Below are 24,944 nucleotides of genomic sequence, written 5' to 3'. Positions count from 1 at the left end.
CCATGGTCAAGCAACCCAATCCCAAGCAGCCCTTTTTTATTACCAATCGCGTAGACCTTTCCGCCCGCGACGTGCGTACGCTGGTTAGGCTGTACCAGCCCCTCGTTGGTGCACTGGCGCTTGCCCTCTATCTTACTCTGAACGAGGACTACGACCACGACGAGATGCTGTCGGAGGCCAGGGGGATTTATGCCCTGCAGGAACAGCTGGATTGCGATATCAAGAAGCTGTTTGGAGCGCTGCGCAGGCTTGAGGCCGTTGGGCTGGTTGAAACCCGCGTCCTTGACAACAAGGTCATGGGGAAGGTGCTTGCCTTTCGCCTGACCATTGTTCCCAGCAGCAGCGAGTTCTTTGCGACCGCTCTTTTGGCCAGCCTGCTGAAGGAAAAGGTCGGCGTCAGTGCCTTTCAAAAATTGAGCCGCGACTTTGCCCGTGAAGGCAAGAAGAATGAGCACCAGGTTAACGGCTTGAACGAAGCTGAAAATGTTTCTGCTTCCTTTATGGAAGTGTTCCGTCTGCCTGAGGAAGAAGCAATCGACCCATCGCCGGACGTCAAGCAGGCCGCACGGGAAAATCAGCCGTCTAGTCCCCGCAAAGCCAGCGTTAATGCCGATGACAGCATCGACTGGGACTTCATGAAGCAGCAGTTTGAAATATACCAGATTGCCGGCAGCGAGGTTGACCAGAACCGGGATGCAATCCGGGCCGTAATGCGGACCTATGGCCTGACCGAGCAGGACTTTGTCGACGAGGCGCTGCCGTGTTTGCACGGCGACTACCAGCTGAACATGACCCTGATCAAAGAGACCATCGCCAACACTATCCATGCAGACAGCACGCGCAGGCAGATTATGCAAGACACGCAGGGCGGTTCCGATGCAAAACAAAATAGCACCTTTAGCCCGCGGGACCAGAAGGTCTTGCACCTGGCACAGAACGAGTCGCCCAGTCAGTTTTTGTATAAGCTGAAGACCGAGCGACATGACTACGTTGACGCCAGCGAATACCGGGTGCTCGATGACCTCTATAACCAAAAGGGCATCCCGGCGGAGCTGCTCAACATCTTGACTTACGCCTGCCTCAAGAGTGGCCCCAATGTGTCGTACAGGTTGGCCAACAAGATCCTGCACGACTGGCTGCAGCACGGGGTCAAAAGCGGTGCGCAGGCCATTGAGTACATGATGAAAAGGGAGCAGAATAAGGGACAGTACCAGCGTTACCCGAATAAAAAGCGGGTTGAAAAGGGTACCGACTGGAATAAACACAAGGCAAAGGACAGGACGGATGTTTCAGCGGATGACTTGAAGAAGTTTTTCAAGAAACTTGAGGATCAGACCGGCTTGAATTAGGTGGATATTATGCAATCGATTGGTGATTATATGAAAAAAAATGCTGCGGGTGCAGCCGCTAGTGGCAACCAGGATGCGCTCCGCCAGCAGGTTCTGGCTGCGCCCAAGGTGCGCCAGTTTATTGATGAGCACAGGGACAAGATTACCCCGGAAATGATTGACAAAAGTATGTCGAGCCTCTACGAGTTTTATTCGCAGCAGCACAGACAGGACCCGGTGACCGCGGGATACCGGCCCCAGCTGATTCTGAACGGCAATGCAATCGACCTGCAGTATGTGCCCGATGCCAGCAAGCTTGCACGGGACCACGAGCTCATGGTTAAGCAAAATGTGCAGTTGATCAACCTGCCCAAGAGCCTGCATGACGTTAATTTGAGCAAGCTGGAGACCTCTAACGGCCGGATCGATGCGTTGGCGCAGATTCAGCAATTTTTGGCGGGTTATGCCAAAAACATTCACCAGAAGGGCCTGTACTTGTACGGCAATTTTGGTGTGGGCAAGACCTACATGCTGGCGGGTTTGGCCAACCAGGCTGCGGCCCTGGGCAGGCGCGTCGTTTTCCTACACGTGCCTACCTTCATTGCCGGTTTGTCCAGTCACTTCGGCGACAATTCACTGCCGGACGAGATTCAGCGCATCGCAAGCTGCGACGTCTTGATTCTGGATGATATTGGCGCTGAGAACCTGAGCCAATGGTCACGTGACGAGGTTCTGGCCGTGATCCTGCAGGGACGCATGGATAATGTCCTGCCCACCTTCTTTTCGTCCAACCTGGCGATGGCTGACTTAGAGGAGCACTTCAAGGAGACCAAGAATGCAATTGACCCCGTGAAGGCGGCCCGGCTCATGGAAAGGGTGCGCGCGCTGGCCACGGAGGTGACCGTTTCCGGACCCAACCGGCGCCATTAGTTAAAAAGGACTTGCATTCACGTTTTCTTTAGGTATAATTATCTTCAATGAATGAACATGATGCGCTGCATTTCAGAGAGAGGAACAAGATTGCTGGAAGTTTCTTACCGCAGGCGCACCCCACTCATCCACTAAGAAAGTCTTAAACCAGGGTGAATTCCACTATCGATTCGTAACGAGGTAGGCTAGAGCCATCTAGCCTAATTTTGGGTGGAACCACGCTAATAACGTCCCAGTGCATATTGCACTGGGACTTTTTTATTTGGAGGTAAGTAAATATGAGCTTTTCAGTTATTCTGCCGGATGGCGCCAAGCGCAACTTTGACGAGGCAATCACTATCGCTGATATTGCACACGGTATTTCAACATCACTAGGTAAAGCAGCACTTGCCGGTCGCGTTGACGGGGAATTGCATGCGGTTGACTTCGTTGTTGATCATGATGCACGCGTTGCTATTGTTACCGACAAGGATGAGGACGGGCTGGCCGTTCTGCGGGCCACTACAGCCTTCGTCTTTGAAGCGGTAGCCAAGAAGACGTATCCAGAGCTGCACTTCGGTGAACACGAGGCCGGGGACGATGGCTTCTTCGTTGACACTGATAAGGAGAACCAGATTGGCGTGGGCGAGTTGCCAGAACTGGAAAAGGCCGTTAAAAAAGAAATTAAAGCCGGCGAAAAGATTGAAGCAGTCATAATGCCAAAGTCTGAACTGGCAGAAATATTCCGGGACGATCCGTTCAAGCTTGAATTGTTAAAAGAAGAGGGCGACCAGGTTCAGGCTTACAGGCTGGGCGACTTCGTTGACTTTGGCTTTAAGGCGCTTTTGCCGAACACGGGCAAGATCAAGCAGTTCACGCTGCTGTCCGTTGCCGGTGCATACTGGCAGGGGCAGTCTTCCAACCCGATGCTCCAGCGTATTTCCGGAACGGCCTTCTTCAAGAAAGCTGACCTGGACGCCGACCTGAAGCGGAGGGCCGAGATTAAGGAGCGCGATCACCGGACAATCGGCCGCGACCTCGACCTCTTCTTCGTTGACCCTAAGGTCGGTGCCGGTCTTCCTTACTGGCTGCCCAAGGGTGCAACTATTCGCCGGGTGGTTGAACGTTACATCATCGACAAGGAGATTGCTGCGGGCTACGAGCACGTCAACACACCGGTCCTAATGAACCTTGATGCCTACAAGACGTCAGGCCACTGGGCCCACTACCGTGATGACATGTTTCCGCCAATGGACATGGGTGATGGCGAGATGCTGGAGCTGCGCCCGATGAACTGCCCTTCCCATATTCAGATATACAAGCACCACATTCGCTCTTACCGTGAACTGCCTATTCGGATTGCAGAATTGGGCATGATGCACCGCTACGAAAAGTCGGGTGCCCTATCAGGTCTTCAACGTGTCCGCGAGATGACGCTAAATGACGGGCATACATTCGTAACCTTGGACCAAGTGCAGAGTGAATTTGCTAAGACGCTGAAACTAATCATGGACGTCTATGAAGACTTTGATATTACTGATTACTACTTCAGGCTTTCCTACCGTGACCCGAAGAACACGGAAAAATACTTTGCCAATGACGAGATGTGGGAGCAAAGCCAGTCAATGCTGAAGAAGGCCATGGATGACATGGGCCTTGACTACGTTGAGGCTGAAGGCGAAGCCGCCTTCTATGGTCCGAAGCTTGATATCCAGACCAAGACGGCCCTCGGTGCAGACGAAACGATGTCTACTATTCAGCTTGACTTTATGCTTCCAGAACAATTCGACTTGACCTACGTCGGTCAGGATGGTGAGGACCACCGTCCGGTGATGATTCACCGCGGAATTGTCGGCACTATGGAGCGGTTCATTGCCTACTTGATTGAAATCTACAAGGGTGCTTTTCCAACCTGGCTTGCACCTATTCAGGTTGAGGTTATTCCGGTTAACCTGGACGCCCACTCTGACTATGCCAAGCAGGTGCGCGACGAGCTTAATAAGCAGGGCTTCAGGGCCAAGGCGGACTTGCGCAATGAAAAACTGGGCTATAAGATTCGTGAAACGCAGACGCAAAAGATCCCTTACACGCTGGTCTTGGGTGACAATGAGATGAAGGCCAACAGCGTCAACGTCCGGCGCTACGGCACGGACGAAGAGGTGGCCAAGAGCCTGAGCGAGTTCATCACGGAGATTGCTCAGGACGTTAAGTCGTATTCACGCAAGAATTAGTTTGCCCTCTGCAAAATCGCGCCCGTAACGGCTAAGCGACCTCGGCAGCAACAAAAAGCTGCACATTTTTAAATATTATTGGATGCAAAATTAAGCGCAGCTCAATTGCGCGAGCGAGGAAACCACTATGAAGAACAGATATTTGCTTGTTGCCACCTTGTTTGGGACCGTTCTTCTGGCTGGTTGCCAAAAAAGTGCTGCCGACCAGTCGGTTATGAGGAACGTGCAGGAAACCAAAACAATCACCTGGGCCGTTGAAGGCGATAAGAAGCTGTTCAGCCTGATTGACACCAAAGACAACGTGGAAAAGGGCTTCGACGTTGACATGGCCAGGGCGGTCACCAAAAAGACTTTGGGGCCACGGGGCAAGGCCAAATTAACCCTGGTCACCGCGCAGTCCAGGATTCCGCTGCTCAAAAACGGCAACGTCGATGCCGTTATTGCGACGATGACGATCACGCCTGAACGCGCAAAAATAGTTTCCTTCTCCCAGCCGTACTTTCAGGCGGGGCAGTCGCTCTTAGTTGTACGGGGTTCCAAGATAAGGAGCTACCGGGATTTGGCCAACAAAACCGTTATCGGCATTGTTGGCGATAACTCGGTCGCGCTGATTAAAGAGGTTGCGCCCCGGGCCAAAGTGGTGACGATGCAGGATTACGGCCAGGCTGTTTCGGCCCTAAAATCGGGCCAGGGGGATGCTTTGACGAGCGACAACAGCGTGCTTTATGGTCTAGCCGTTCAGAACCCCGGCCTGCTGGTGCGCGGCGGCACCTTTACACACGAACCTTACGGGATTGCGGTTAACCACAATCAGACCCGTTTTCTTCGGGCCATCAACCGCGCGATTGGCAAGATCAAGCGTAGCGGCGAGTATAACCGCCTAATTAAAAAGTGGTTCGGCAAGGTTCCGGGCTTTGATTATCATAAAATGTACTGCAAATGATACAGGAAGAGTGCTTTCTAAAGGCAGCGGCAACAACTTGCAGAAGTGTGTAAACGATATTTTCTGCGCTAACTTATTGACCGCGGCGCCTAGTGCGTGTATAATTGCTTTAGTTGAGAACAAGAAGAAGCTTCCCGCTTCTCGCCTACGTTAAGTTGACCTCTGGGCTAATCGATATTTTCTGTTGATTAAAGGGCGGGTAACTTTTACCCGCCTTTTTCTTGTCCTCGTTCTTACCATGGAGGTGAAGAATTATACCAAAGAATATGATTTTAAACGACCAGATTCGCGCGCGCGAAGTTCGTTTAATTAATGAAGATGGTAAACAAGTCGGAGTCGTAACCAAGACTGAGGCCATGCGCCAAGCAAGCAGCGCAAATTTAGATTTAGTTTTGATTTCGCCTAATGCCAAGCCACCGGTTGCCCGCATCATGGACTACGGCAAGTTCCGCTTTGAGCAGCAAAAAAAGGTCAAAGAGTCCCGGAAGAAGTCCAAGACGGTCAACGTCAAGGAGATTCGCCTGAGCCCTACGATCGAAGGCAACGATTTTAACACCAAACTGAAGCACGCCCAGAAGTTTCTGACCAAAGAGGGTGCCAAGGTGCGCGTCTCGATTAGGTTTAGGGGTCGTGCCATTACTCACAAGGAATTAGGGCGTGAAGTGCTGGAAAAGATGGCCGAGGCCACTGCGGATATTGCTACCGTAATTAGCAAGCCGAAGATGGAAGGCCGCTCAATGTTCTTGATGCTCGCTCCGAAGAGTGATAAAAATAAATAGTTAATTTGGAGGAATTAGAAAATGCCTAAAATGAAAACTCACCGCGCTTCCGCTAAGCGTTTTAAAAGAACTGCTTCTGGTTCATTGAAGCGTCACCACGCTTTTACTGGTCACCGTTTCCACGGCAAAACCAAGAAACAACGTCGTCATTTGAGGAAGGCTGCACTGGTTTCACGCAGCGACTTGAAGCGCATTAAACAGATGCTCTCTCAGATGCGTTAATCACAAATTAAAGACGATATTTAGGAGGAATTTTAAATGCCAAGAGTTAAGGGTGGAACAGTAACACGTAAACGTCGTAAGAAGGTTATGAAGCTTGCCAAAGGCTACCGCGGGTCAAAGCACCTGCAGTTTAAGGCTGCAAGCACGCAATTGTTTGTTTCTTACCGGTATGCCTTCCGTGACCGCAGACGTCGCAAGAGCGACTTTAGAAAGTTATGGATTGCCCGGATCAACGCTGCAGCAAGGCAGAATGACATTTCATACTCGAAGTTGATGCACGGCTTAAAATTAGCCGGGGTTGACATCAACCGCAAGATGCTGGCTGACATTGCTTATAACGATGCAGAAACCTTTGCACAGTTGACCGCAACTGCTAAGAAAGCTTTAAACTAATTTAAATGGCGCTCATGGCGCCGTTTTTTTATGGTGAAATTTAGCACTTGAAGCGTCTAATTTGATATATTAAACTAGGGAAATGATAATAAAGGGGAAATTGCATGTTATTCAGGCCACGTTATACAATTGATACAATCTATCACTTAGACACAGATGTGCTTCACCAGCTGGATATTCGGGCGGTTTTTGCTGATTTGGACAATACGCTGCTTGCCTGGAACAAGTTTGAGACGGCCACGGAAATGGACCAGCTCAACCAGCGCCTGGCACGTGCTGGAATCAAATTAGTGGTCATTTCCAACAATAACGCCCACCGTATTGGCAAGGTCTTAAGCCCGTACCAGATTGCCTTCGTGGCCAAGGCCAAGAAGCCCCTGCCGTTTGCAATTACTCGCAAGCGGCGTGAAATGGGCTTCGCCAAGAAGCAGGTAATGATGGTCGGGGACCAACTGATTACTGACATTCAGGCGGGCAACTTGGCCGGCGTTGAGTCGGTACTGGTTAAGCCCCTGGTTGAAACCGACAAGTGGAACACGCGCATCAACCGCTTTTTGGAAAAAATTATTTTTGGCCTATTGGCGCTTTCACACAGGGTAACTTTTAAGGAGACACTAAAAAATGGATGATGAAATTATTTGTATCGGCTGTGGCGCCGTCTTGCAGTCGGACGATCCGGCTGCGGCCGGCTACCTGCCAGCAGCACGGCTAAAAGTGGCCGCTGAAAACGTGACCGGCGACAGTGACGTGTACTGCCAGCGCTGCTTCCGCTTGCGTCACTATAATGAAATCATGCCGGTCGACGCGAGCAACGATGACTTCTTGCGCTTGCTCAACTCGCTGGCGTCCAAGCGGGCGCTGGTGGTCAACGTGGTTGACCTGTTTGACTTCACCAATTCGCTATTGTCCGCGCTCAAGCGCTTCATCGGCGATAATGACTTCATTCTGGTCGGCAACAAATTTGACCTGTTTCCGCAAAACTCGCGTCAGAGCAAGATTAAGGACTGGATGCGGCAGGAGGCAAACCGCGTCGGGCTTTTTCCCAAGAAAATTTTCTTGGTCAGCGCTAAGAACAAGAAAAATTTGGACCAGCTGATTTCATATCTGGACAGCGGGTCGCAGAAGCAGGACGTTTACTTCGTGGGTACGACTAATGTGGGCAAGTCGACGCTGCTCAACGCAATTATTGACCGGATGGGTGACGTCAAGAACCTGATTACGACGTCGCGCTTTCCGGGGACGACCCTGGACAAGATCGAGATTCCGCTGGCAAACGGCCACTACCTGGTTGACACGCCGGGAATCATGACGGCCAACCAGCTCGCTACCCGTTTAGATGCGGCGGAGCTGGCGGTGGTTTCCCCGCAGAAGCCGCTTAAGCCGGCGACTTACCAGCTAAGACCGGGCAATACCCTCTTTTTGGCGGGTCTGGGCCGGGTAGACTACCTCCAGGGCGATCAGGTCAGCTTTACGGTCTACGCCGCGCGTGGCCTATACGTGCACAGGACGAAGACGGAAAAGGCGGATGAGTTCTATAGCAAACACGTTGGCGACTTGCTCGCACCGCCCACAAGTGCGGACAGTCTGCCGCCCTTGCAGGGCCAAAAGATGCGGACAAGCAGCAAGAGCGACCTGCTGTTCGGCGGCATTGGATTTATTACCGTGCCGGCGGATTGCTTAGTAAAAGTTTATACTCCTGGTAAAATTGGTTTAGGAATTAGACGAGCTTTAATTTAGGGGGGAAGATTATGATTGCGTTAGCGAAGAATTTTGCCCAGAGTCCGACGGTGGAAATAAAGGAAGAAATTGAAAAAGAGCCCGAAAAGGGCAAGCAGATCGGTATTTTGGGCGGAACGTTCAATCCGATTCACATCGGCCACTTAGTGGTGGCCGAGCAGGTTTTGAGCAAGCTGCACCTGGATGAGATCTGGTTCATACCGACCAATATCCCGCCGCTCAAGGATGCACCGACGGTTTCGGCCCAGGATCGGGCCAACATGCTGGAACTGGCAACCCAGGATAACCCGCGCTTTCAGGTAAAATTGTTTGAGCTCTACCGTGGCGGCGTTTCCTATACCATCGACACGCTGCGCTACCTGCATGAGACGCAGCCGCAGAACCACTATTACCTGATTATGGGCAGCGACCAGGTCAATTCCCTGAGCAAGTGGAAGGAGCCCAACAAGCTGGCCCGGATCGCGACACTGGTTGGCGTGCAGCGCGCCGGTTACCCGCAGAAGGCACAGCTGCCGATGATCTGGGTCGACGTGCCGGCCATCGACGTGAGCTCGACTTCGATCCGGCAGGCAATCGCAATGGGGGGCTCGATCCGCTACCTGGTGCCGGACGCCGTACGCAATTACATTCAGAAAAAGGGGCTGTATCATGACTGATTTGTTTTTTAAAAAGACATACTCGCCGCTCACCAGCAGCGAATTGATTGCCCGCGAGAAGAGCAATATGGATGAGGGGCGCTTTGGCCACTGCGTGCGGGTCAGCCAGACGGCCCGCGAGCTGGCCCGCCTGAACGGCTACGATGAGGACAAGGCGGCCCTGGCCGGCTTCGTGCACGACTATGCCAAGCAGGTTCCGGCTGCAGAGTACCGCGCGGCGATTAAGACCCAGGGTTTTGACTTGGGCCTGCTTGAGTGGGGGCCTTCCATCTGGCACGGCATCGTCGGCACCTACTTCATCAGGCGTGACCTCAAAATCACCGACGAGGAGATCCTGACGGCCGTCAGCCGGCACACGACCGGCGACACGGTGATGACGACGCTGGACAAGATCGTTTTCATGGCGGACTACATCGAGCCCGGCCGGGATTTTCCCGGCGCTGAGGAGGCGCGCCGGGTAACCCGTCTAAGCCTGGACGAGGGCGTCGGGTACCAGCTGGCGCATACGCTCGCCTTTTTAATCACTAACAGAGACAAAATTTATCCCCGCACGCTTGATTCATACAACGTGTGGAGCATTAAGGCAAAAGGAGAAAAATGACTAGTAAAGAAATCTTAGAATTCACGTTAAAGGCAATTAGCGACCGCCACGGTGAGGAGACTGCAGCTTATGACATGCAGGGCCTTAGCATCCTGGCGGACTACTACGTCGTCACCAGCGCGGGCTCAAGCAGGCAGCTGCACGCAATTGCCAATGCAATCATTGATGAAGCGCACAAGGCCGACTTTTATGATTACCGCGTGGAGGGGACAAGCGAGTCCAACTGGCTGCTGCTCGACCTGGGCGACGTGGTGGTCAACGTGTTCACGGAAGACGCGCGCGACTTTTACAACGTCGAAAAATTGTGGACTAGCGGTAAAAAATTAGCGGTTGAGGAAGATTAACGCGTAATGAGTGTAGTTGGAATCATCGCTGAGTACAATCCCTTTCATAGCGGACACGAATTTTTAATGAATAAGGCGCGCTACCTGACGGGCGGCACGGATCCAATCGTGGTTGTGATGTCCGGCAATTACGTCCAACGCGGCGAAATGGCAATAATGGACAAATGGGCGCGTGCCCGGGCCGCGCTTGATAGCGGGGCCGACCTCGTCTTTGAATTGCCTTTTTCCACGTCCGTTGAACCCGCGGACCTCTTCGCCCTCGGCAGTATTGACCAGCTGGCCAAATTGGGCGTGAGCGCCCTTGTCTTTGGCGTTGAGGATGCAACGCAGAACTTTGCATACCTCGGCAGCAAAATCGCGGAGATTCCGCAGAGCCACATGGACTTCAACGACTACAGCCAGACTTACTCGACCCAGTACAACCAGATGGTTGCCCGGGAGGTGGGACACGAGGTGAGCGCACCCAACTCAATTCTTGCCTTGGCCTACGCCGTGGCCAACCACAACCTGGGCAGCCCCCTTGAATTGTACCCGGTCAACCGGGTCGGTGCCGGTCACGATGACCTCTTGCAGAATAACGGCACGGTTCAGAGTGCAAGCGCAATCCGCAATATTATCCTGCACAGCAAGCTGAACTGCGAACTGGAGCAGTGGATGCCCAAGGAAGAGGTGCAGCGGCTTTACAAGCAGAAGGCCTACCCCAACTGGAACATTTTGTTTCCCTTCTTGAAGTACCGGATCGAATCCTCGTCCGTCACTGAACTGCGGCGAATTTACCAGATGAACGAGGGACTTGAGTACAAGATGAAGCAGGAGATTCACCTGGCCCAAAGCTTCACGGAGTTTTTGCGCCGTGTGAAGTCCAAGCGCTACACCTATTCACGCTTGCGCCGGCTCAGTTTGTACACGTTGCTGAACGTCACGCAGGATGACATGCTGCGCAGCTTCGACCACGAAGCCATGCTGCTGCTGGGCTACAGCAATCTGGGCCGCAAGTACCTGAAGCGCATCAGGAAGAGTACGGGCGCTGACATTGTTTCCAAAGTTGATCAAAAAAATACGCGGACCGGTTCGATGCACCTGCAGCTGCGGGTTGACCGCCTGTTTGAGCAGATAGTGCAGGTTGATCAGAATTTTGGCCGGCGTCCCTGGGAGGTTTAAAATGTTAACGATTAATTTTGCACAGGTAAAAAACAGCACCGCGCCCCTAACGAGCATTGACTGCATGGCTGAGATTAGGCCGGCGTTCTTGCAGCGCAGCCAGAAGCTGATTTATGAGGTTAAAAGCATCCACGTGACGGGAGCGGCCTTTTATAACGAACCGTACGTTACGGGCGACTTTCACGTTGAGGCGGACCTGGTTGTGCCCTCAAGCCGCAGCCTGAAGCCGGTTGCCCTCAGGGAAGATTTTCACTTTAGCGAAAACTATACCGACGAAGCGATTCCAACCAGGGAGGCCGATGACAGCGCGGTTCCCGTCGTGCAGGCTGCAAACGACCTGATCGACCTGCAGACGGCGGTTGAGGACAACATCCTTCTGCATATTCCCACCACGGTTCTGACTCAAAAAGAGGAACAGCAGGGCATATATCCACGGGGCACCGGCTGGTCCGTCGTTTCGGAGAGCGAATTTGCAGAAGGCAAAAAGAACCAGGTCAACCCCGCCTTTGCCAAGCTCAAGGAGCTGTTTGACACGCCAAGCGGCGATGACGGTTCACAAAAGAAGTAGGCTGCGCGTTATTATTGCGGAATTGACTTTTAATCTTGTTTTAAAAGCACTTTTAAAGTATGCTTTAATTATAATGAGAGTCTAAAGTAAATTTATTATTTTTAATTATGAAAAGGATAAAATATGGCAAGAATTTTAATTGTTGAAGACGAAAAGAATTTGGCGCGCTTTGTTGAATTAGAATTGAAGCACGAAAAGTACGATACGGTTGTCGAAAGCAATGGCCGCAAGAGCTTGGACCTTGCCCTCAACGAAGATTTTGACGCAATCCTGCTGGACTTGATGCTGCCGGACCTTAACGGCTTGGAAATCGCAAGGCGCGTTCGGCAGGTTAAGAGCACGCCGATTATCATGATGACCGCACGGGACTCTGTTATCGACCGCGTTTCCGGTTTGGACCACGGCGCCGATGATTACATCGTCAAGCCGTTTGCAATCGAGGAGCTGCTGGCCCGCCTGCGCGCCGTTTTGCGCCGCGTCAAGATTGAAAAAGAGGCGTCCGACGACAGCATCGAGAAGAAAGTGGTCAAGTTCAAGGACCTGACCATTGAGACGGCCAACAGGATTGTCCGCCGCGGTGACGGCAAGGCCGTCGATCTGACCAAGCGGGAATACAACCTGTTGATGACGCTGATCAAGAATAAGAACAACGTGGTTAGCCGCGACCAGTTGCTGTCCAAAATCTGGGGACCGAGCTCAAACATCGAAACCAACGTTGTTGAGGTTTACGTGCGCTACCTGCGCAACAAGATTGACATCCCGGGGCAGCAATCCTATATCAAGACCGTTCGCGGCACTGGGTATATGGTAAGAGATGAAGACGATGAAAAGCAGTAAGAATAAAAACAATAAAGAGACCAAGCACACGTCATTAATTGTACGCTGGGTGAGCGTTGTTTCATTGACAATTGCGGTCTCTTTTATTGTCTTCTCAGTAATTATCTACAATTTTGTGGGTCAGCAGTCGCTGGTTCAGCAGAGGGCGGCGTCCGGGCGGATGGTGGCCAAACTCAACGACAGCCTGAACCACATTCCAACAGAACTGCAAATTGCCAACGTTGTTCCGGCCCTCAGCCCCTCAACGCGCCAGGTGATGAAGGGCAACTCGCCGATTAATAGGGATGACCGCCCGAGCAGCGCCTTCAGCGACGACCTGCTTTCGTCCTTGACTAATCCTGACCTGACCGTCGTGGTCTACAACCGCGGTGGGGAGGATGTTTTCGATAATGGGGGCGAAATTCCCAAGTTCAAAAAGATCAGTGGCGACTACCTGACGGAGCGGATCCTGCAGGAGAGACGCCAGCAGCTGGTCACGTACCGGAAGGTCAGGGCGCTTGAGAGCGGCAGGGTAACGGGGTACATCGTTGTGGCCAACAAGATGTCCTACTACAACGACCTGATGAAAAACCTGCTCAAGTGGATGGTCTGGATTTCACTGGCCGCAATCGTCTTTTTCACGGTGGTTGCGTTTGTGATTGTGAGCGGCATCGTTAAGCCCATCAAGGAAATGTCCCGCGTCGCCCTCGAGGTTAACGATGACCCCAACAGTACCGCAAGAATTCGGGACCTGCACCGCCACGATGAGCTGCAGGAACTGGCGGTTTCATTTAACCAGATGCTGGACCGGATGCAGGGCTATATTGACCAGCAGAAGGAGTTTGTCGGGGACGTTTCCCACGAATTGCGCACGCCGGTTGCCGTGATTGAGGGCCACTTAAATATGCTCGAGCGCTGGGGCAAAGAGGACCCGGAAATATTGGCGGAATCGATTTCGGCCTCTCTGCAGGAAGCCAAACGGATGCAGCACCTCATCCAGGAGATGCTGGACCTGACCCGGGCGGAACAAATCAACGTGCAGTACCCCAACGCCGTGACCAGGGTTTCCGAGGTCCTGGAGCGGGTCGCAGCCGACATGGCACTGGTGCACAAGGACTTTTCAATCCGGCTTGACATGGACGACCTGCCGGCCGACACGGAGATCCAAATCTACCACGGCCACCTGGAACAGCTGCTGGTGATTTTGGTTGACAATGGCATCAAGTATTCAACGAACCGCAAGGAGCTGAACATTTCTGCCGGGCTGGCACGCGATGAGGTCCAAATCATTGTCCAGGACTTCGGCGAGGGGATCTCCCCCGAGGAGCAGCACAAGATCTTCAACCGCTTCTACCGCGTCGACAAGGCCCGGACCCGGGAGAAGGGCGGCAACGGCCTGGGGCTGTCGATCGCCCAGAAGCTGGTAGCGAGCTACCACGGCAAGATCAGCGTTGATTCCGTTGAGGGCCAGGGCAGCCAGTTTATCATCGTCTTTCCCAAGCTGACCAAGAAGCAGGCGCAGAATTTGCGTAGCCGTGCGGGAAAAAAGCAAAAAAAGCAAACTAAAAGCGTCACCGCTTAGGTCAAGCCTAAATGATGGCGCTTTTAGCATGTCTTTAATATAGCAGCACTAGCTAGCTGTGCTTATGCTGCTTGCCCTTGTTGCGGTTGCGGAGGTTCTCGTGGATCGTGGCCTCCTGTTGTGTAGCCTGGGGCGTGCCTGTCTGGTTAACCAGCTGGTCAATCTTCTCCTGCGTAACGATTTCCTTGATTGGTTCGCGCTTGAGTTCGGCGTCTACCTCTTTTTTGACCTTGGGCATGATGATAAAGGTAACGATCACCTGCTGCAGGACCATGAAGAAGTTGCCGGCGGCCCAGTAGAGGGCGATTGAACCGGAGACCGACAGTGAAATGAACAGGGTCATCAGCGGGTTCATCAGCATCATGGACTGCATCTGCTTTTTTTGTTCCTTCGGAATGCCGATCAAAGAGATGTAGCCCTGGATGAAGGCAAAGATTGTTGCCACGATTGTCACCGCAATCGACCTGCTGCTCATAGAAATCCCGAAGAAGCTTGAACTGGCCAGCTGCTTGGAATACATTACGGCCTGGTAGATACCAATCATGATCGGCATTTGGATAAGCAGCGGAAGGCAGCCGATGCCGCCCGTGAGCGACAGGTTGTTTTGCGCGTACAGCTGGCGCTGCCAGCCGGCCAGGGTCATTTGCTGGTCCTGCGTCAGGTCCTTGCGCTTCATCGTATCCTGAATCAGCTTCATCTGGGGCTGAACGCGGGCCATCTTTTCCTGCTGCGTCGTCGACTTCTTCTGCTGGTTAAGCATCAGTGGCAAAAGGATCATCCGGACGACGAAGGTCATGAGGATAATTGACCAGCCAGCACCGTTGTCTCCGCTAATCTTGTCGGATAGACCCAGCATGATGTTTTGCAACGGCCGGCCAATCCAACTGAAAATCCAACCGTAAAAGCCACCCGACGGGGGCGTGGTGGCTGAGCCGCCATTTTGTGCGCAGCCGGTAACAATTAACATGACTGCCGTGCAGAGGACAGCCAATCCGATATACTTACGATGTTTTCTCATTAAACTCTCCATGTTAATACTTTTCTCAATACCTAATATAATACATGAAAACCATGCACTTTGCTTACATTTGCCAATTTTTCTTTTTTGATGTCGGTGATCCGGGCAAACGGCGAAACATTTTGTGGCAGTTCCCGACAAAATTGGTTGACACGGTCAAGGCTTGACTGTAAAGTGATTGTTACGGTTTGATCAATGTTGTTGCGGACGCTGCCGGAAAGGCCCATCTGCTTAGCCAGGTTGAGGACGCTCCAGCGGAAGCCCACACCCTGGACTACGCCGGAAACGGTCAATTGCCATGTCTCTGCCGGCTGCCCCGGCGACTTGTCTTGCTTGTTAAAGATTCCCATAATTAGTCCTTTCTCTTGCATTACCTTGATTCTACCATCTTACCCCTTAAATGTTACACTACAATAAAGTTTGAAAGAAGATGTTTGATTGATGGAACAAATTAGTTCGGTTAACAATAAGCTGGTTAAGGACTTAGCGAAGCTAAAACAAAAAAAGTACCGTGAGGAAACGGGGCTGTACATGATTGAGGGCTTCCATTTGATTGGGGAGGCGCTCAAGGCGGGATGCAGCTTTGTCTATCTTTTGGGCAGCGAGCAGGCCTTAACGCAGGCTGAGGACCTTTTTCAGGTTGACCCGGCGGGCGCGCGGACAATCCTGATCAATTCGGCAATTGCCCACCACCTGTCCAGCACCAAAACTACGCAGAACATTTTTGGGGTGCTGAAAATTGCCCAGCCCAAGAACTACACGTTTAACTACGGCAAGTGGGTCCTGCTCGACGACTTGGCCGATCCGGGCAACGTCGGGACAATCATTAGGACCGTCGATGCGGCCGGCTTTGACGGCGCCGTGCTATCGCCGTCCAGCGTTGACCTGTACAACCCCAAGACCCAGCGTGCAATGCAGGGCAGTCAGTTCCACGTCAATTTGATTGTGCAGGACCTGCTGGTGGTGATCAACACAATGCGGGCTAACGGCATCCCCGTTTATTCCAGCATGCTGGACAAGGCGGCCAGGCAGCTGCAGGAGTTTGCGCCCGTGCCGCAGCTGGGGCTGGTGATCGGCAACGAGGCCCACGGCGTCAGTTCTGCAGTTGCTGGGGCCAGTGACGAGCGCCTGTACATTCCGATCAAGGGCAAGGCCGAGTCCCTGAACGCCGCCGTAGCCGCTGGCATCATCATTTACCACTTTGCCTGAGCACTTGTACTTGTTTTTAGTAAGTAAATTTCTTATAATTAACTTTAAGAATTACTTTTCTGTGGGAGGACGAGTGTTATGGCTGAAGAGGCAAAAATTAAGGATTGTGGTGGCTGTCAAGCGACCGATTACGAATCATGCGACCACTTTATCAACGCATTTAAAATCATCGGCAAAAAGTGGAACGGCCTAATCATCAGCTCACTGTGTGCTGGCAATTACATGCGTTTCAAGGATTTGACGCGCTGCGTTCTGGCTTGCTCCGACCGGGTTTTGGTTGAGCGGCTCAAGGAATTGGAGCGCGAAGACATCGTTAAGCGTTCTGTTGACAGCGAGACCAAGATAATTTCTTACGGCTTGACAAAGAAGGGTGCCGAGTTAAAGCCCGTGTTCGACCAGATTCACGATTGGGCGGACAAGTGGGTTTAACGCAAATACCCCTTGCAAGTTTGACCGAAAAGAATTATCCTATTAGGTAATTACGATAAAGCAAGGCTAGTAGCAGCGGTCGGCTACCCAGAGAAACTTTTTTATTAAGCTGGAAAGAAAGTTTAACCGGACCTGTGAATTTCACCTTGCGAGTAGGATCTAACCAATTCCGGTATTCGCCGTTATCGAAGACTTGAGTGTGGACTTAACGAAAGTCCAAACAAGGGTGGTACCGCGAAACTTCGTCCCTATTGAGGGACGGAGCTTTTTTGTTTGAAAGGAAAAAGCGATGGATTTATTTGACCGGCTGAAAGAGCTGCATGACAAGGGCCTAGAAGAAATCGACAAGGCCAAAAACGAGGAAAAACTGAACGATGTGCGTGTCCAGCTGGTGGGCCGCAAGGGCAAATTGACCGAGATTCTGCACTCGATGAAGGACGTTGACCCGGGCAACAGGCGTGAAGTCGGCCAACGGGTGAACGAGCTGCGCGACCTGTTCAACAGCAAGCTGGATGATGCCAAGAATGAAATTGTTAAAGAATTGATCGAAGAGCGACTCGAGAAGGAAAAGATCGACGTTACGCTGCCGGGGCGCAGGCTGCACTTGGGGGCCAAGCATCCAATCAATATTATTTTAGACGACCTGGAAAAATACTTCATCGGCATGGGGTATACCGTTGTCCAGGGGCCCGAAGTTGAGAGCGACCACTACGTCTTTGAAATGATGAACCTGCCCAAGGACCACCCGGCGCGCGACATGCAGGAGACCTTTTACATTGACCCCGAGCACCTGCTACGTTCGCAGACTTCTGGTGACCAGGCTCGCGTTCTGGAAAAGTTTGACTTTTCCCAGGGACCGCTCAAGATGGTCGGCCCCGGCAAGGTCTACCGCCGCGACGATGACGATGCAACGCACTCCCACCAGTTTATGCAGATGGAAGGCTTGGTCGTCGACAAGAACATCACGATGGGCGACTTGAAGGGGACGCTTGAAATGATGACGAGGCACGTTTTCGGGCAGGACCGCAAGACGCGCTTGCGCCCGAGCTACTTCCCGTTTACCGAGCCGTCGGTTGAGATGGACGTGTCCTGCTTCAACTGCGACGGTCAGGGGTGTGCAATTTGCAAGTACACCGGCTGGATCGAGGTTCTAGGCGCCGGCATGGTTCACCCCAACGTTTTGGAAAATGCCGGCGTTGATTCGAGCGTGTACGGCGGCTTTGCCTTCGGCGTCGGCCTTGACCGGTTTGCGATCCTCAAGTACGGGATTGCCGACATCCGCGATTTCTACACCAATGACGTCCGCTTTTTAGAACAATTCAGCAGGGAGGAAAGATAATGCTGGTTTCATATCAATGGCTGCAGGATTTTGTGAAATTAGACCAAGAACCTGTAAAATTAGGTGAAAAAATCACCCGTACTGGCGTTGAGGTTGCTGAGGTAAGGCACCCTCAGGAGGGCTTGAAAAAACTTGTGGTCGGTCATATCACCGACTGCAAGCCAATCGAAGGCACGCACCTAAGCGTGACCCAGGTCGACGTGGGTGAAAGTGAAGATTGCCAGATTGTCTGTGGAGCGCCTAATGTTGCTAGCGGCGAAGACGTGATCGTGGCGCTTCCGGGTGCCCGGATTGCCGGCAACGTCAAGATTAAGAAGGGCAAGCTGCGCGGCGTCGAGTCAAACGGCATGATTTGTGGACTGCAGGAAATCGGTTTTGCTGACGGCGTTGTGCCGGCAAAATACGCAGATGGTATCTACGTTTTCCCGGCGGACGCCGATTTAAAGCCGGGTCAAGAAGCCTTTGCGGCTCTGGGCATGGACGACTACATCTTTGACTTTGACATTACCCCCAACCGTGCTGATACGCTTTCCATGGAGGGTTCAGCCTATGAGGTCGGCGCAATTGTGAATGAACCGGTCAAGGTGGAAGAAGTGGCGCTGAAGGCCGATGGTCCGGACTGGACCAAGGACTTCAAGGCTAAGGTGGATCCGCAGCTCGCGCCCAAGTTTTACCTGCGCAAAGTCACGGGGGTCAAGATTGCAGACAGCCCGTTGTGGATGCAGAAGCGGCTGTGGAATGCCGGCATCCGGCCGGTCAATAACGTTGTCGACGCTACCAATTACGTGATGCTGCTTACCGGTCAGCCGATGCATGCTTATGATGCGCGTGCCTTTGAGAGCGGCCAGCTCGTGGTGCGCAAGGCGCAGGCAAACGAGCAGCTAACCCTGCTCAACAATAAAAAAGTCGACCTGGACCCAAGCGATATTGTCATTACTAACGGCGACCAAGTTGTAATGATGGCCGGCGTAATGGGCGGGCTGAACTCGGAAATCGTCAACGACACGACGGACGTTTTGCTTGAATCGGCCGTCTTTGACCCTACGCTCATCCGCAAGGCCGCCCTGCGCCACGCCAACCGAACGGAAGCGTCGAGCCGCTATGAGAAGGGCGTTAACTGGGACGCAACGAGGCGTGCGCTTGACATGGCCGCGCTGCTCCTGCGCAACGAGGCTAACGGCCAGGTCGCTTCAGGCGTGGTCACGGCCAGCGATGAAGAGCGTGAACCCGTGGTGATCAAAACAACGGTATCGTATGTAAATCATGTCCTGGGCACCGAGATTGCGGGCCAGGAGATGATGGATATTTTTTGCCGGCTGAACTTTCAGGCCGTCCAGGACGGTGACAACCTGACGGTTAACGTGCCTGCACGGCGCTGGGACATTGCGCTGCAGGCCGATCTGGTTGAGGAAGTCGGGCGCCTGTACGGATATGACAACATTAAGTCGACGCAGCCCGTATTGGCTGAAACGCAGGGCGGCTACTCGAAGAAGGAAGAGGCAATCAGGCGGATCAAGAACGTTGCCCAGGGGCAGGGGCTGATTGAAGCAATCTCGTATTCCCTGACCTCGCCGGAAAAGGCGGTGTCCTTCGTCAAGGAGCCTAAGAAGCTGGTTAAGGTGCAGATGCCACTCAATTCCAGTCGCTCTAGCCTCAGGCAGAATTTGCTGACGGGTCTGGTAGATGCAGCAGCGTACAACATGGCGCGCAAGCAAAACCAGCTGGCCCTCTATGAGCAGGGCCGCGTTTACGACCTTGAAGGCGGTACGTACAATGAGCACGAACACCTGGCCACCCTTTACGCCGGCAATACCTACTTTGAAAACTGGCAGCACAAAAATGAGAAGATCGATTTTTACTACGTTAAGGGGCAGCTGACCAACCTGCTCTTGGCTATTGGCATCGCTGCTAGCGAGGTTGAGTATAAGGCCGAGTTCATCATGGGGATGCACCCCACAAGAACCGCCGGCATCTACGTCAAGGACCAGTACGTCGGCATGATTGGCATGATCAGCCACACGGTAACAAGGACAAGCAAGACCATGAATGGCAGTGCAGTCTACGGCTACGAATTAGACCTTGATGTGCTCATCCCGTTGATCATGGACCCGAAGACTGTCGCGCAGCCGGTTCTGAAGTTCCCAACCGTTGAACGGGACCTGTCGATCATGGTCGACCGCAAGGTGGTCAACCAGACTGTTGAGGATGTTATCAAAACTAGCGGGGGCAAGTACCTGCGCAACTTGCAGGTGATTGACGTCTACCAGGGTTCACACATCGATGATGACAAGAAGAGCCTGGCTTACCGGCTAACCTTTTACAATGAAAAGGAAACCCTGACTGAGAAAGTGGTAACCAAGGCCATGAATGCGATTATGGACCAGCTAGAGCAGAAGCTGCAGGCGGTTATTCGTTAAAATTGAATTATGGTTGACTTTGAGCGGGGAAATCAATATCATAAACCAATGCAAACGAAATTTTAACTTTAAGGAGTAGAAAATTTTATGCCCGAGAAATCATATCCAATGACCGCTGAGGGAAAAGAAAAACTTGAAGCGGAACTAAAAAATCTAAAAGTTGTTAAGCGCCCAGAGGTTATTGAGCGCATCAAGGTTGCGCGTTCATACGGCGACTTGTCCGAAAACTCAGAGTACGATGCAGCCAAGGACGAACAGAGTCACCTGGAAGACAGGATCAGCGTCGTTGAGGAAATGCTGAAGTACGCCCACGTTGTCGACGCCAACTCCACTAACCCCGATGAGGTTGCCGTCGGAAAGACCGTTACCTACACCGAGGTGGGCGAGGACGAGCCGGAAACCTACACAATCGTGGGCAGCGACGAGTCTGACCCGTTAAACGGCAAGATTTCCAATGATTCGCCGATTGCCCAAGCCATTCTAGGCAAAAAGAAGGGCGATACGGTCACCATTGCGACGCCCGGCGGCAAGTTTGACGCCGTGATCAACAAGGTGGAAGACTAGATAATTGCCGGACTGGTTCTGTAGATTGAGCAGAACGCGTTCAAGGCAAGCAAAAAAGACCAGAATGTTTGAAGCGGGCCCTTAAAGCGGGGCCCAGCACTTAAGCCGTTCTGGTCTTTTTTAGCATGTCTTTAGTGGCTGGTGAAGTAGCGGTAGTCCTTGCTCTTGTCGAAGACTACGCCACGTGCGTTCTCCCCGTTTGAGATGGTAAATTCTGCGTCGGGGTACTTCTCGTGGACCTTTTCTTCTAAATGCGCGCGCAGCATGCTGTTGTTGGCGAGAACCGATCCGGTTAGCGCAACCTTCATCGGCTTCGGGTTTTCGAAGCGGTCCATGCCGATAACGATGTCGCGCGCTAATAGCTCGGCCTGCTCCATAATTACGGCCTTGGCGTCGGGATCGCCGTCATCTGCAAGCCGGGCTACATCAACGGCCATGGAAGCGACGTCGGCGTTGGCCAGCTTGTAGAATTTTGCGGTTGCATCAACGATGTTGTCGACTTTGAAGAGCTTGTTGAAGAGCGCAATCAGCTGGTTGGGTTCGCGCTTGTCCCAGCTGAGCAGGGCCGCCTTTAGCGCGGACAGCACAATCGCGTAGCCGGACCCCTCATCGCCCAGCATGAAGCCATAGCCGCCCGTGGTGATGATTCTGCCCTTTTGGAGGCCGTTGAAGACGGAACCGGTGCCCGCAATTACCAGGCTCCCATCATCACCTTCCAGTCCGTTGTACAGGGCGAGCAGGGAGTCGGTTACCGCACGGGTCGGCAGGTTGTAGGCCCGCGACGAAATTTCCGCAGCCACTTCGGACGCGTGGCCGATGACTGACAGGCCGGCTATTCCGCACATGATGCGCTGACAATCGCCGTCTATGCGCTCAATCAGTTGGTTGATTGCGCCAACGATGTTGGCGATTGCACTGCTGTAGTCTGTGTTGACCTGTCCGGGACCGGTTTCGGCTTGTTCAAGCTGCTGTCCATTCATGTCATAAGCGATTGCAATCGTATGCGTCCCGCCGGCGTCTACGCCGATCTGGTATTTAAGTGTCATATCTTGTTCTCCTCTTTTATTTAAATTGTTACCGTTTAAACTTATTTTATTACAAAAGCGTGGAATACTGAAGGCCTTTTCATAACAAGACGATTTCCTGGGAAATAGTTTAAGCAAGTCGTGCGCTGCCGCTTGGTCACGGGTGTTTGTGTTTTGGTTATGGCGCCCAGAGGCCCGCGGCGCCGCAGTCAATCTGTTAAAATTTTGCCAAAGGAACGCGCAAGTGATAGAATTGCCCGCTGCTTTTTGTTAGAATAACCCTAGTCTAGTGAGGTTTGATTACGTGAAATTTTTTAAGAAAAATCAGGGAGGCCGGGGTTCGAAGAACCAGGCTTCGACACCCATCAGGATGAAGATCATCCTGGGGATTATTTTTATTCTTTTTGCTACTTTGATTGGCCAGCTGGCTTACCTGCAGATTGGTTATGGCTCGCGCTTCAAGGCCGAGGTGCAGAAGTCAAATTCGGCTGTCGTGTCGAGTCAGGTTCCGCGGGGCGTCATGTACGACGCCAAGGGCAGCGTCCTGGTCGGCAACAAGGCGAAGAACGCCATCACCTATACCAAGAGCGTCTCGACTACGGCGGCGGATATTTACGCAATCTCGAACGCACTAAGCGGCTACATCAGAATTCGCAATGAAAAGCCGACCGAGCAGCAGGTGATCGACTACTACCTGGGCGACAAGAAGAACAGCATGCGCGAGACGTCTAGGGTACCCAAGTCAATTAGGGCAACCCAGGACGAGGATCAGATCAACCAGGCAATCATGAAGCAGGCGCGCGCACGCCACATTAAACTGACCGCCCGCGAAAAGACGGCGGCGCTCATTTATAACAAAATTTCTGGGGCCTACACCTTATCAACAATCTACATTAAGAACAGTGGCCTGACCGACAAGGAAATTGCCGAGGTGGGCGAGCACCTGTCTGAACTGCCGGGCGTGGGCATCGGTACCGATTGGCAGCGGTCATACCCCAACGGCTCGTCAATCAAGAGCATCATTGGCTCCGTGTCAACGGAAAAAGCGGGCCTGCCCAGTGACAACCTGCAGTATTACCTGACTAACGGCTACTCGCGCAATGACCGCGTCGGGACTTCATACCTGGAAGAAAAGTACGAGCCGCTGCTCAAGGGAACCAAGGCCACCAGCAAGGTGTGGACCAAGACCAGTGGCGACATCAAACAGACCAAGTCGGTATACTCTGGCCAGGCCGGGGCCAGTCTGGTCTTGACGCTTGACGCCAGGTACCAAAAAAAGGTTCAGAGCGCGCTTGAACGCACCTATGCGGCCGCACTGGGCTCCGGTGCCGCGCGTTATTCCAACGGTGCCTATGCCGTTGCGATGAACCCGAAGACGGGCGCACTCCTAGCGATTGCCGGCATAAGCCGTGACCCGGTAAAAAACAAGACGACCAACAACGCGCTCGGCGTAATCAACCAGGCCTTTGTCATGGGATCCGCCGTTAAGGGCGCGATGGTCAGTGGCGGGCTGATCAACAAAGTGATCACGCCGACCAACAACGTTTTGCCCGACACGCCGGTTTACCTGCCGGGCACGCCGATTAAGAAGTCCGTCTACCCCGTGGGGACGTTTGGGGCACTTGACGCGGAAACCGCGCTTGAGGTGTCCAGCAACATCTACATGATGCACCTGGCGATGAACTGGGTGGGTGCCGAATATGTGCCGAAGGTAAAAATCAGGATGCCGGACACGGCCTTTGACACCATCCGGCACAACTTCAACATGTTCGGCCTGGGCCAGAAAACGGGCGTTGACCTGCCCGGCGAGATTTCCGGGATTCAGGGACGGTCGTTTAACGACAAGGGGATAATCCTGTCCGGGTCTGTCCTTGACCTGTCCTACGGCAACTACGACGCGTATACGCCAATTCAAATGGTGCAGTACGTGTCGACGATTGCCAACGGCGGCTACCGCATGCAGCCCTACGTTGTGCAATCGATCGGACACACCTCGACCAGTGGCAAGAACATCTACATCAACTACAACAAGAAGCCGGTGGTCCAGCTGCGCGTGCCGTGGACGCAGGACGAATTAAACATCGTCCAACAGGGCTTTTGGCGCGTGGTGCACGGCACCAATTCCTGGGGGACGGCGCATAAGCTAAAGGACGTCAAGCCGGAGATTTCAGGCAAGTCGGGGACGGCCCAGACCTTTTACTTCGATCCTAACCACCCCAACCGGAAGAATCCGCCGGAGCTGGTCAATGCCACCTTTGTCGGCTACGCCCCGTCAAGCAACCCCGAAATTGCGACGGCAGTTGTTTTTCCTGGTCTTGACCCTGAACTCGAGGGTTCCTACACGCTGCAAATGACCAAGGCGATGGTTCAGGACTACTTTAAATTGCATAGAAGCAAAAATTAGTGAATAACGCTGGTCAAGATAACATAAAAATGCTAGAATAGTACAGTCAGAATAAAGTTTTAGGTGGTGAAAAAAATGGCAGATAACATCATTTTAGAATGCACCGAATGTGGCGATAGAAGTTACTTATCTAAGAAAAACAAGCGTAAGCATCCGGAACGTTTAAGTTTGAAGAAGTATTGTCCAGTTGAACGACACGCGACTCTTCATCGTGAAACTAAGTAGTAAACCAATATAGCAAGGGCCTGTGCCCCTGCTATTTTTTGTAA

26 protein-coding genes and 1 other annotated feature are annotated in these 24,944 nt (G+C 52.6%); of the genes, 23 read left to right on the top strand and 3 right to left on the bottom strand.

The annotated features are described in order from the left end of the window. Positions 1–2 precede the first annotated feature (2 nt). The 16 genes from AC2JF8_RS07295 to AC2JF8_RS07220 all read left to right on the top strand — a co-directional run bounded on the left by AC2JF8_RS07295 (position 3) and on the right by AC2JF8_RS07220 (position 14,270). Positions 3–1,349 (top strand): DnaD domain protein, encoded by a 1,347-nt coding sequence (locus tag AC2JF8_RS07295; RefSeq protein ID WP_500762387.1) that lies wholly within the window; start codon positions 3–5, stop codon positions 1,347–1,349. Between the two features lie 9 nt (positions 1,350–1,358). Beyond that, on the top strand, positions 1,359–2,258 hold the full coding sequence (gene dnaI, locus AC2JF8_RS07290; RefSeq protein WP_500729048.1) for a primosomal protein DnaI: 900 nt from the start codon (positions 1,359–1,361) through the stop codon (positions 2,256–2,258). 278 nt (positions 2,259–2,536) lie between these two features. Next, positions 2,537–4,468: a threonine--tRNA ligase gene (gene thrS, locus AC2JF8_RS07285; protein WP_500762385.1), complete on the top strand. Its 1,932-nt coding sequence runs from the start codon at positions 2,537–2,539 to the stop codon at positions 4,466–4,468. 127 nt (positions 4,469–4,595) lie between these two features. Then, positions 4,596–5,411, top strand: coding sequence for a transporter substrate-binding domain-containing protein (locus AC2JF8_RS07280; RefSeq protein ID WP_500762383.1), 816 nt, complete (start codon positions 4,596–4,598; stop codon positions 5,409–5,411). A gap of 115 nt (positions 5,412–5,526) precedes the next feature. After that, positions 5,527–5,639, top strand: a sequence feature (ribosomal protein L20 leader region). Between the two features lie 38 nt (positions 5,640–5,677). Further along, positions 5,678–6,190, top strand: coding sequence for a translation initiation factor IF-3 (gene infC / locus AC2JF8_RS07275; protein WP_500762381.1), 513 nt, complete (start codon positions 5,678–5,680; stop codon positions 6,188–6,190). A 21-nt stretch (positions 6,191–6,211) separates the two neighbouring features. Then, a complete protein-coding gene (gene rpmI / locus AC2JF8_RS07270; protein ID WP_500729044.1) occupies positions 6,212–6,412 on the top strand; it encodes a 50S ribosomal protein L35 in 201 nt (66 codons plus the stop codon). A gap of 36 nt (positions 6,413–6,448) precedes the next feature. Beyond that, positions 6,449–6,805: a 50S ribosomal protein L20 gene (gene rplT, locus AC2JF8_RS07265; RefSeq protein ID WP_500729043.1), complete on the top strand. Its 357-nt coding sequence runs from the start codon at positions 6,449–6,451 to the stop codon at positions 6,803–6,805. Positions 6,806–6,909: 104 nt separating this feature from the next. Continuing rightward, the gene (locus tag AC2JF8_RS07260) at positions 6,910–7,434 is read left to right on the top strand and encodes a YqeG family HAD IIIA-type phosphatase (protein WP_500729042.1); all 525 of its coding nucleotides are present in this window, start codon (positions 6,910–6,912) and stop codon (positions 7,432–7,434) included. Next, complete coding sequence (gene yqeH / locus AC2JF8_RS07255) at positions 7,427–8,542, top strand: ribosome biogenesis GTPase YqeH (RefSeq protein WP_500762379.1); 1,116 nt, start codon at positions 7,427–7,429, stop codon at positions 8,540–8,542. Before AC2JF8_RS07260 ends, yqeH begins: the two co-directional genes overlap by 8 nt. Positions 8,543–8,553: 11 nt before the next feature. Beyond that, positions 8,554–9,198 (top strand): nicotinate-nucleotide adenylyltransferase, encoded by a 645-nt coding sequence (locus AC2JF8_RS07250; protein ID WP_500729040.1) that lies wholly within the window; start codon positions 8,554–8,556, stop codon positions 9,196–9,198. After that, complete coding sequence (gene yqeK, locus AC2JF8_RS07245) at positions 9,191–9,799, top strand: bis(5'-nucleosyl)-tetraphosphatase (symmetrical) YqeK (RefSeq protein ID WP_500762377.1); 609 nt, start codon at positions 9,191–9,193, stop codon at positions 9,797–9,799. Before AC2JF8_RS07250 ends, yqeK begins: the two co-directional genes overlap by 8 nt. Further along, complete coding sequence (rsfS, locus tag AC2JF8_RS07240) at positions 9,796–10,143, top strand: ribosome silencing factor (protein ID WP_500762375.1); 348 nt, start codon at positions 9,796–9,798, stop codon at positions 10,141–10,143. Before yqeK ends, rsfS begins: the two co-directional genes overlap by 4 nt. 6 nt (positions 10,144–10,149) lie before the next feature. Next, a complete protein-coding gene (locus AC2JF8_RS07235) occupies positions 10,150–11,304 on the top strand; it encodes a nucleotidyltransferase (RefSeq protein ID WP_500762373.1) in 1,155 nt (384 codons plus the stop codon). Position 11,305: 1 nt separating this feature from the next. Beyond that, entirely contained in the window at positions 11,306–11,872 is a 567-nt protein-coding gene (locus AC2JF8_RS07230) for a DUF177 domain-containing protein (protein WP_500762371.1), read from the top strand. 123 nt (positions 11,873–11,995) lie between these two features. Beyond that, positions 11,996–12,709 carry a response regulator transcription factor gene (locus AC2JF8_RS07225; protein WP_500729035.1) on the top strand — a complete coding sequence of 238 codons (714 nt, stop codon included), beginning with the start codon at positions 11,996–11,998 and terminating at the stop codon, positions 12,707–12,709. Further along, on the top strand, positions 12,687–14,270 hold the full coding sequence (locus tag AC2JF8_RS07220; RefSeq protein ID WP_500762369.1) for a sensor histidine kinase: 1,584 nt from the start codon (positions 12,687–12,689) through the stop codon (positions 14,268–14,270). The genes AC2JF8_RS07225 and AC2JF8_RS07220 overlap by 23 nt, the downstream gene beginning before the upstream one ends. A 52-nt stretch (positions 14,271–14,322) precedes the next feature. On the opposite strand, the gene yidC is transcribed toward AC2JF8_RS07220, so the two are convergent. Together yidC and AC2JF8_RS07210 are read right to left on the bottom strand one after the other, a co-directional pair. Further along, entirely contained in the window at positions 14,323–15,288 is a 966-nt protein-coding gene (gene yidC / locus AC2JF8_RS07215; protein ID WP_500762367.1) for a membrane protein insertase YidC, read from the bottom strand. A 32-nt stretch (positions 15,289–15,320) separates the two neighbouring features. After that, positions 15,321–15,638, bottom strand: a complete 318-nt coding sequence (locus tag AC2JF8_RS07210; protein WP_500729098.1) for an acylphosphatase — start codon at positions 15,636–15,638, stop codon at positions 15,321–15,323. Between the two features lie 91 nt (positions 15,639–15,729). Here AC2JF8_RS07210 and AC2JF8_RS07205 point away from each other — a divergent pair, with 91 nt between their 5' ends. From AC2JF8_RS07205 to greA, 5 genes are all read left to right on the top strand, one after another. Next, entirely contained in the window at positions 15,730–16,497 is a 768-nt protein-coding gene (locus AC2JF8_RS07205; protein ID WP_500729032.1) for a TrmH family RNA methyltransferase, read from the top strand. A gap of 78 nt (positions 16,498–16,575) precedes the next feature. Further along, positions 16,576–16,926 (top strand): winged helix-turn-helix transcriptional regulator, encoded by a 351-nt coding sequence (locus tag AC2JF8_RS07200; RefSeq protein ID WP_500762365.1) that lies wholly within the window; start codon positions 16,576–16,578, stop codon positions 16,924–16,926. Between the two features lie 289 nt (positions 16,927–17,215). After that, entirely contained in the window at positions 17,216–18,265 is a 1,050-nt protein-coding gene (gene pheS / locus AC2JF8_RS07195) for a phenylalanine--tRNA ligase subunit alpha (protein WP_500729030.1), read from the top strand. Further along, a complete protein-coding gene (gene pheT / locus AC2JF8_RS07190; protein ID WP_500762363.1) occupies positions 18,265–20,682 on the top strand; it encodes a phenylalanine--tRNA ligase subunit beta in 2,418 nt (805 codons plus the stop codon). Before pheS ends, pheT begins: the two co-directional genes overlap by 1 nt. Before the next feature lie 87 nt (positions 20,683–20,769). Further along, positions 20,770–21,246: a transcription elongation factor GreA gene (greA, locus tag AC2JF8_RS07185; protein WP_500729028.1), complete on the top strand. Its 477-nt coding sequence runs from the start codon at positions 20,770–20,772 to the stop codon at positions 21,244–21,246. Positions 21,247–21,377: 131 nt separating this feature from the next. Here greA and AC2JF8_RS07180 read toward each other — a convergent pair whose 3' ends face one another. After that, a complete protein-coding gene (locus AC2JF8_RS07180) occupies positions 21,378–22,292 on the bottom strand; it encodes an N-acetylglucosamine kinase (protein ID WP_500762361.1) in 915 nt (304 codons plus the stop codon). A gap of 283 nt (positions 22,293–22,575) precedes the next feature. Between AC2JF8_RS07180 and AC2JF8_RS07175 the strand changes: the two genes are divergently transcribed. Continuing rightward, the gene (locus AC2JF8_RS07175) at positions 22,576–24,675 is read left to right on the top strand and encodes a peptidoglycan D,D-transpeptidase FtsI family protein (protein ID WP_500762359.1); all 2,100 of its coding nucleotides are present in this window, start codon (positions 22,576–22,578) and stop codon (positions 24,673–24,675) included. A 75-nt stretch (positions 24,676–24,750) separates the two neighbouring features. Next, on the top strand, positions 24,751–24,900 hold the full coding sequence (rpmG, locus tag AC2JF8_RS07170) for a 50S ribosomal protein L33 (protein WP_172999151.1): 150 nt from the start codon (positions 24,751–24,753) through the stop codon (positions 24,898–24,900). The last annotated feature ends 44 nt before the right edge of the window (positions 24,901–24,944 follow it).

This window comes from Lactobacillus sp. CA30L, from assembly GCF_059900845.1.
This window is presented reverse-complemented; position numbering and strand designations above follow the sequence as displayed.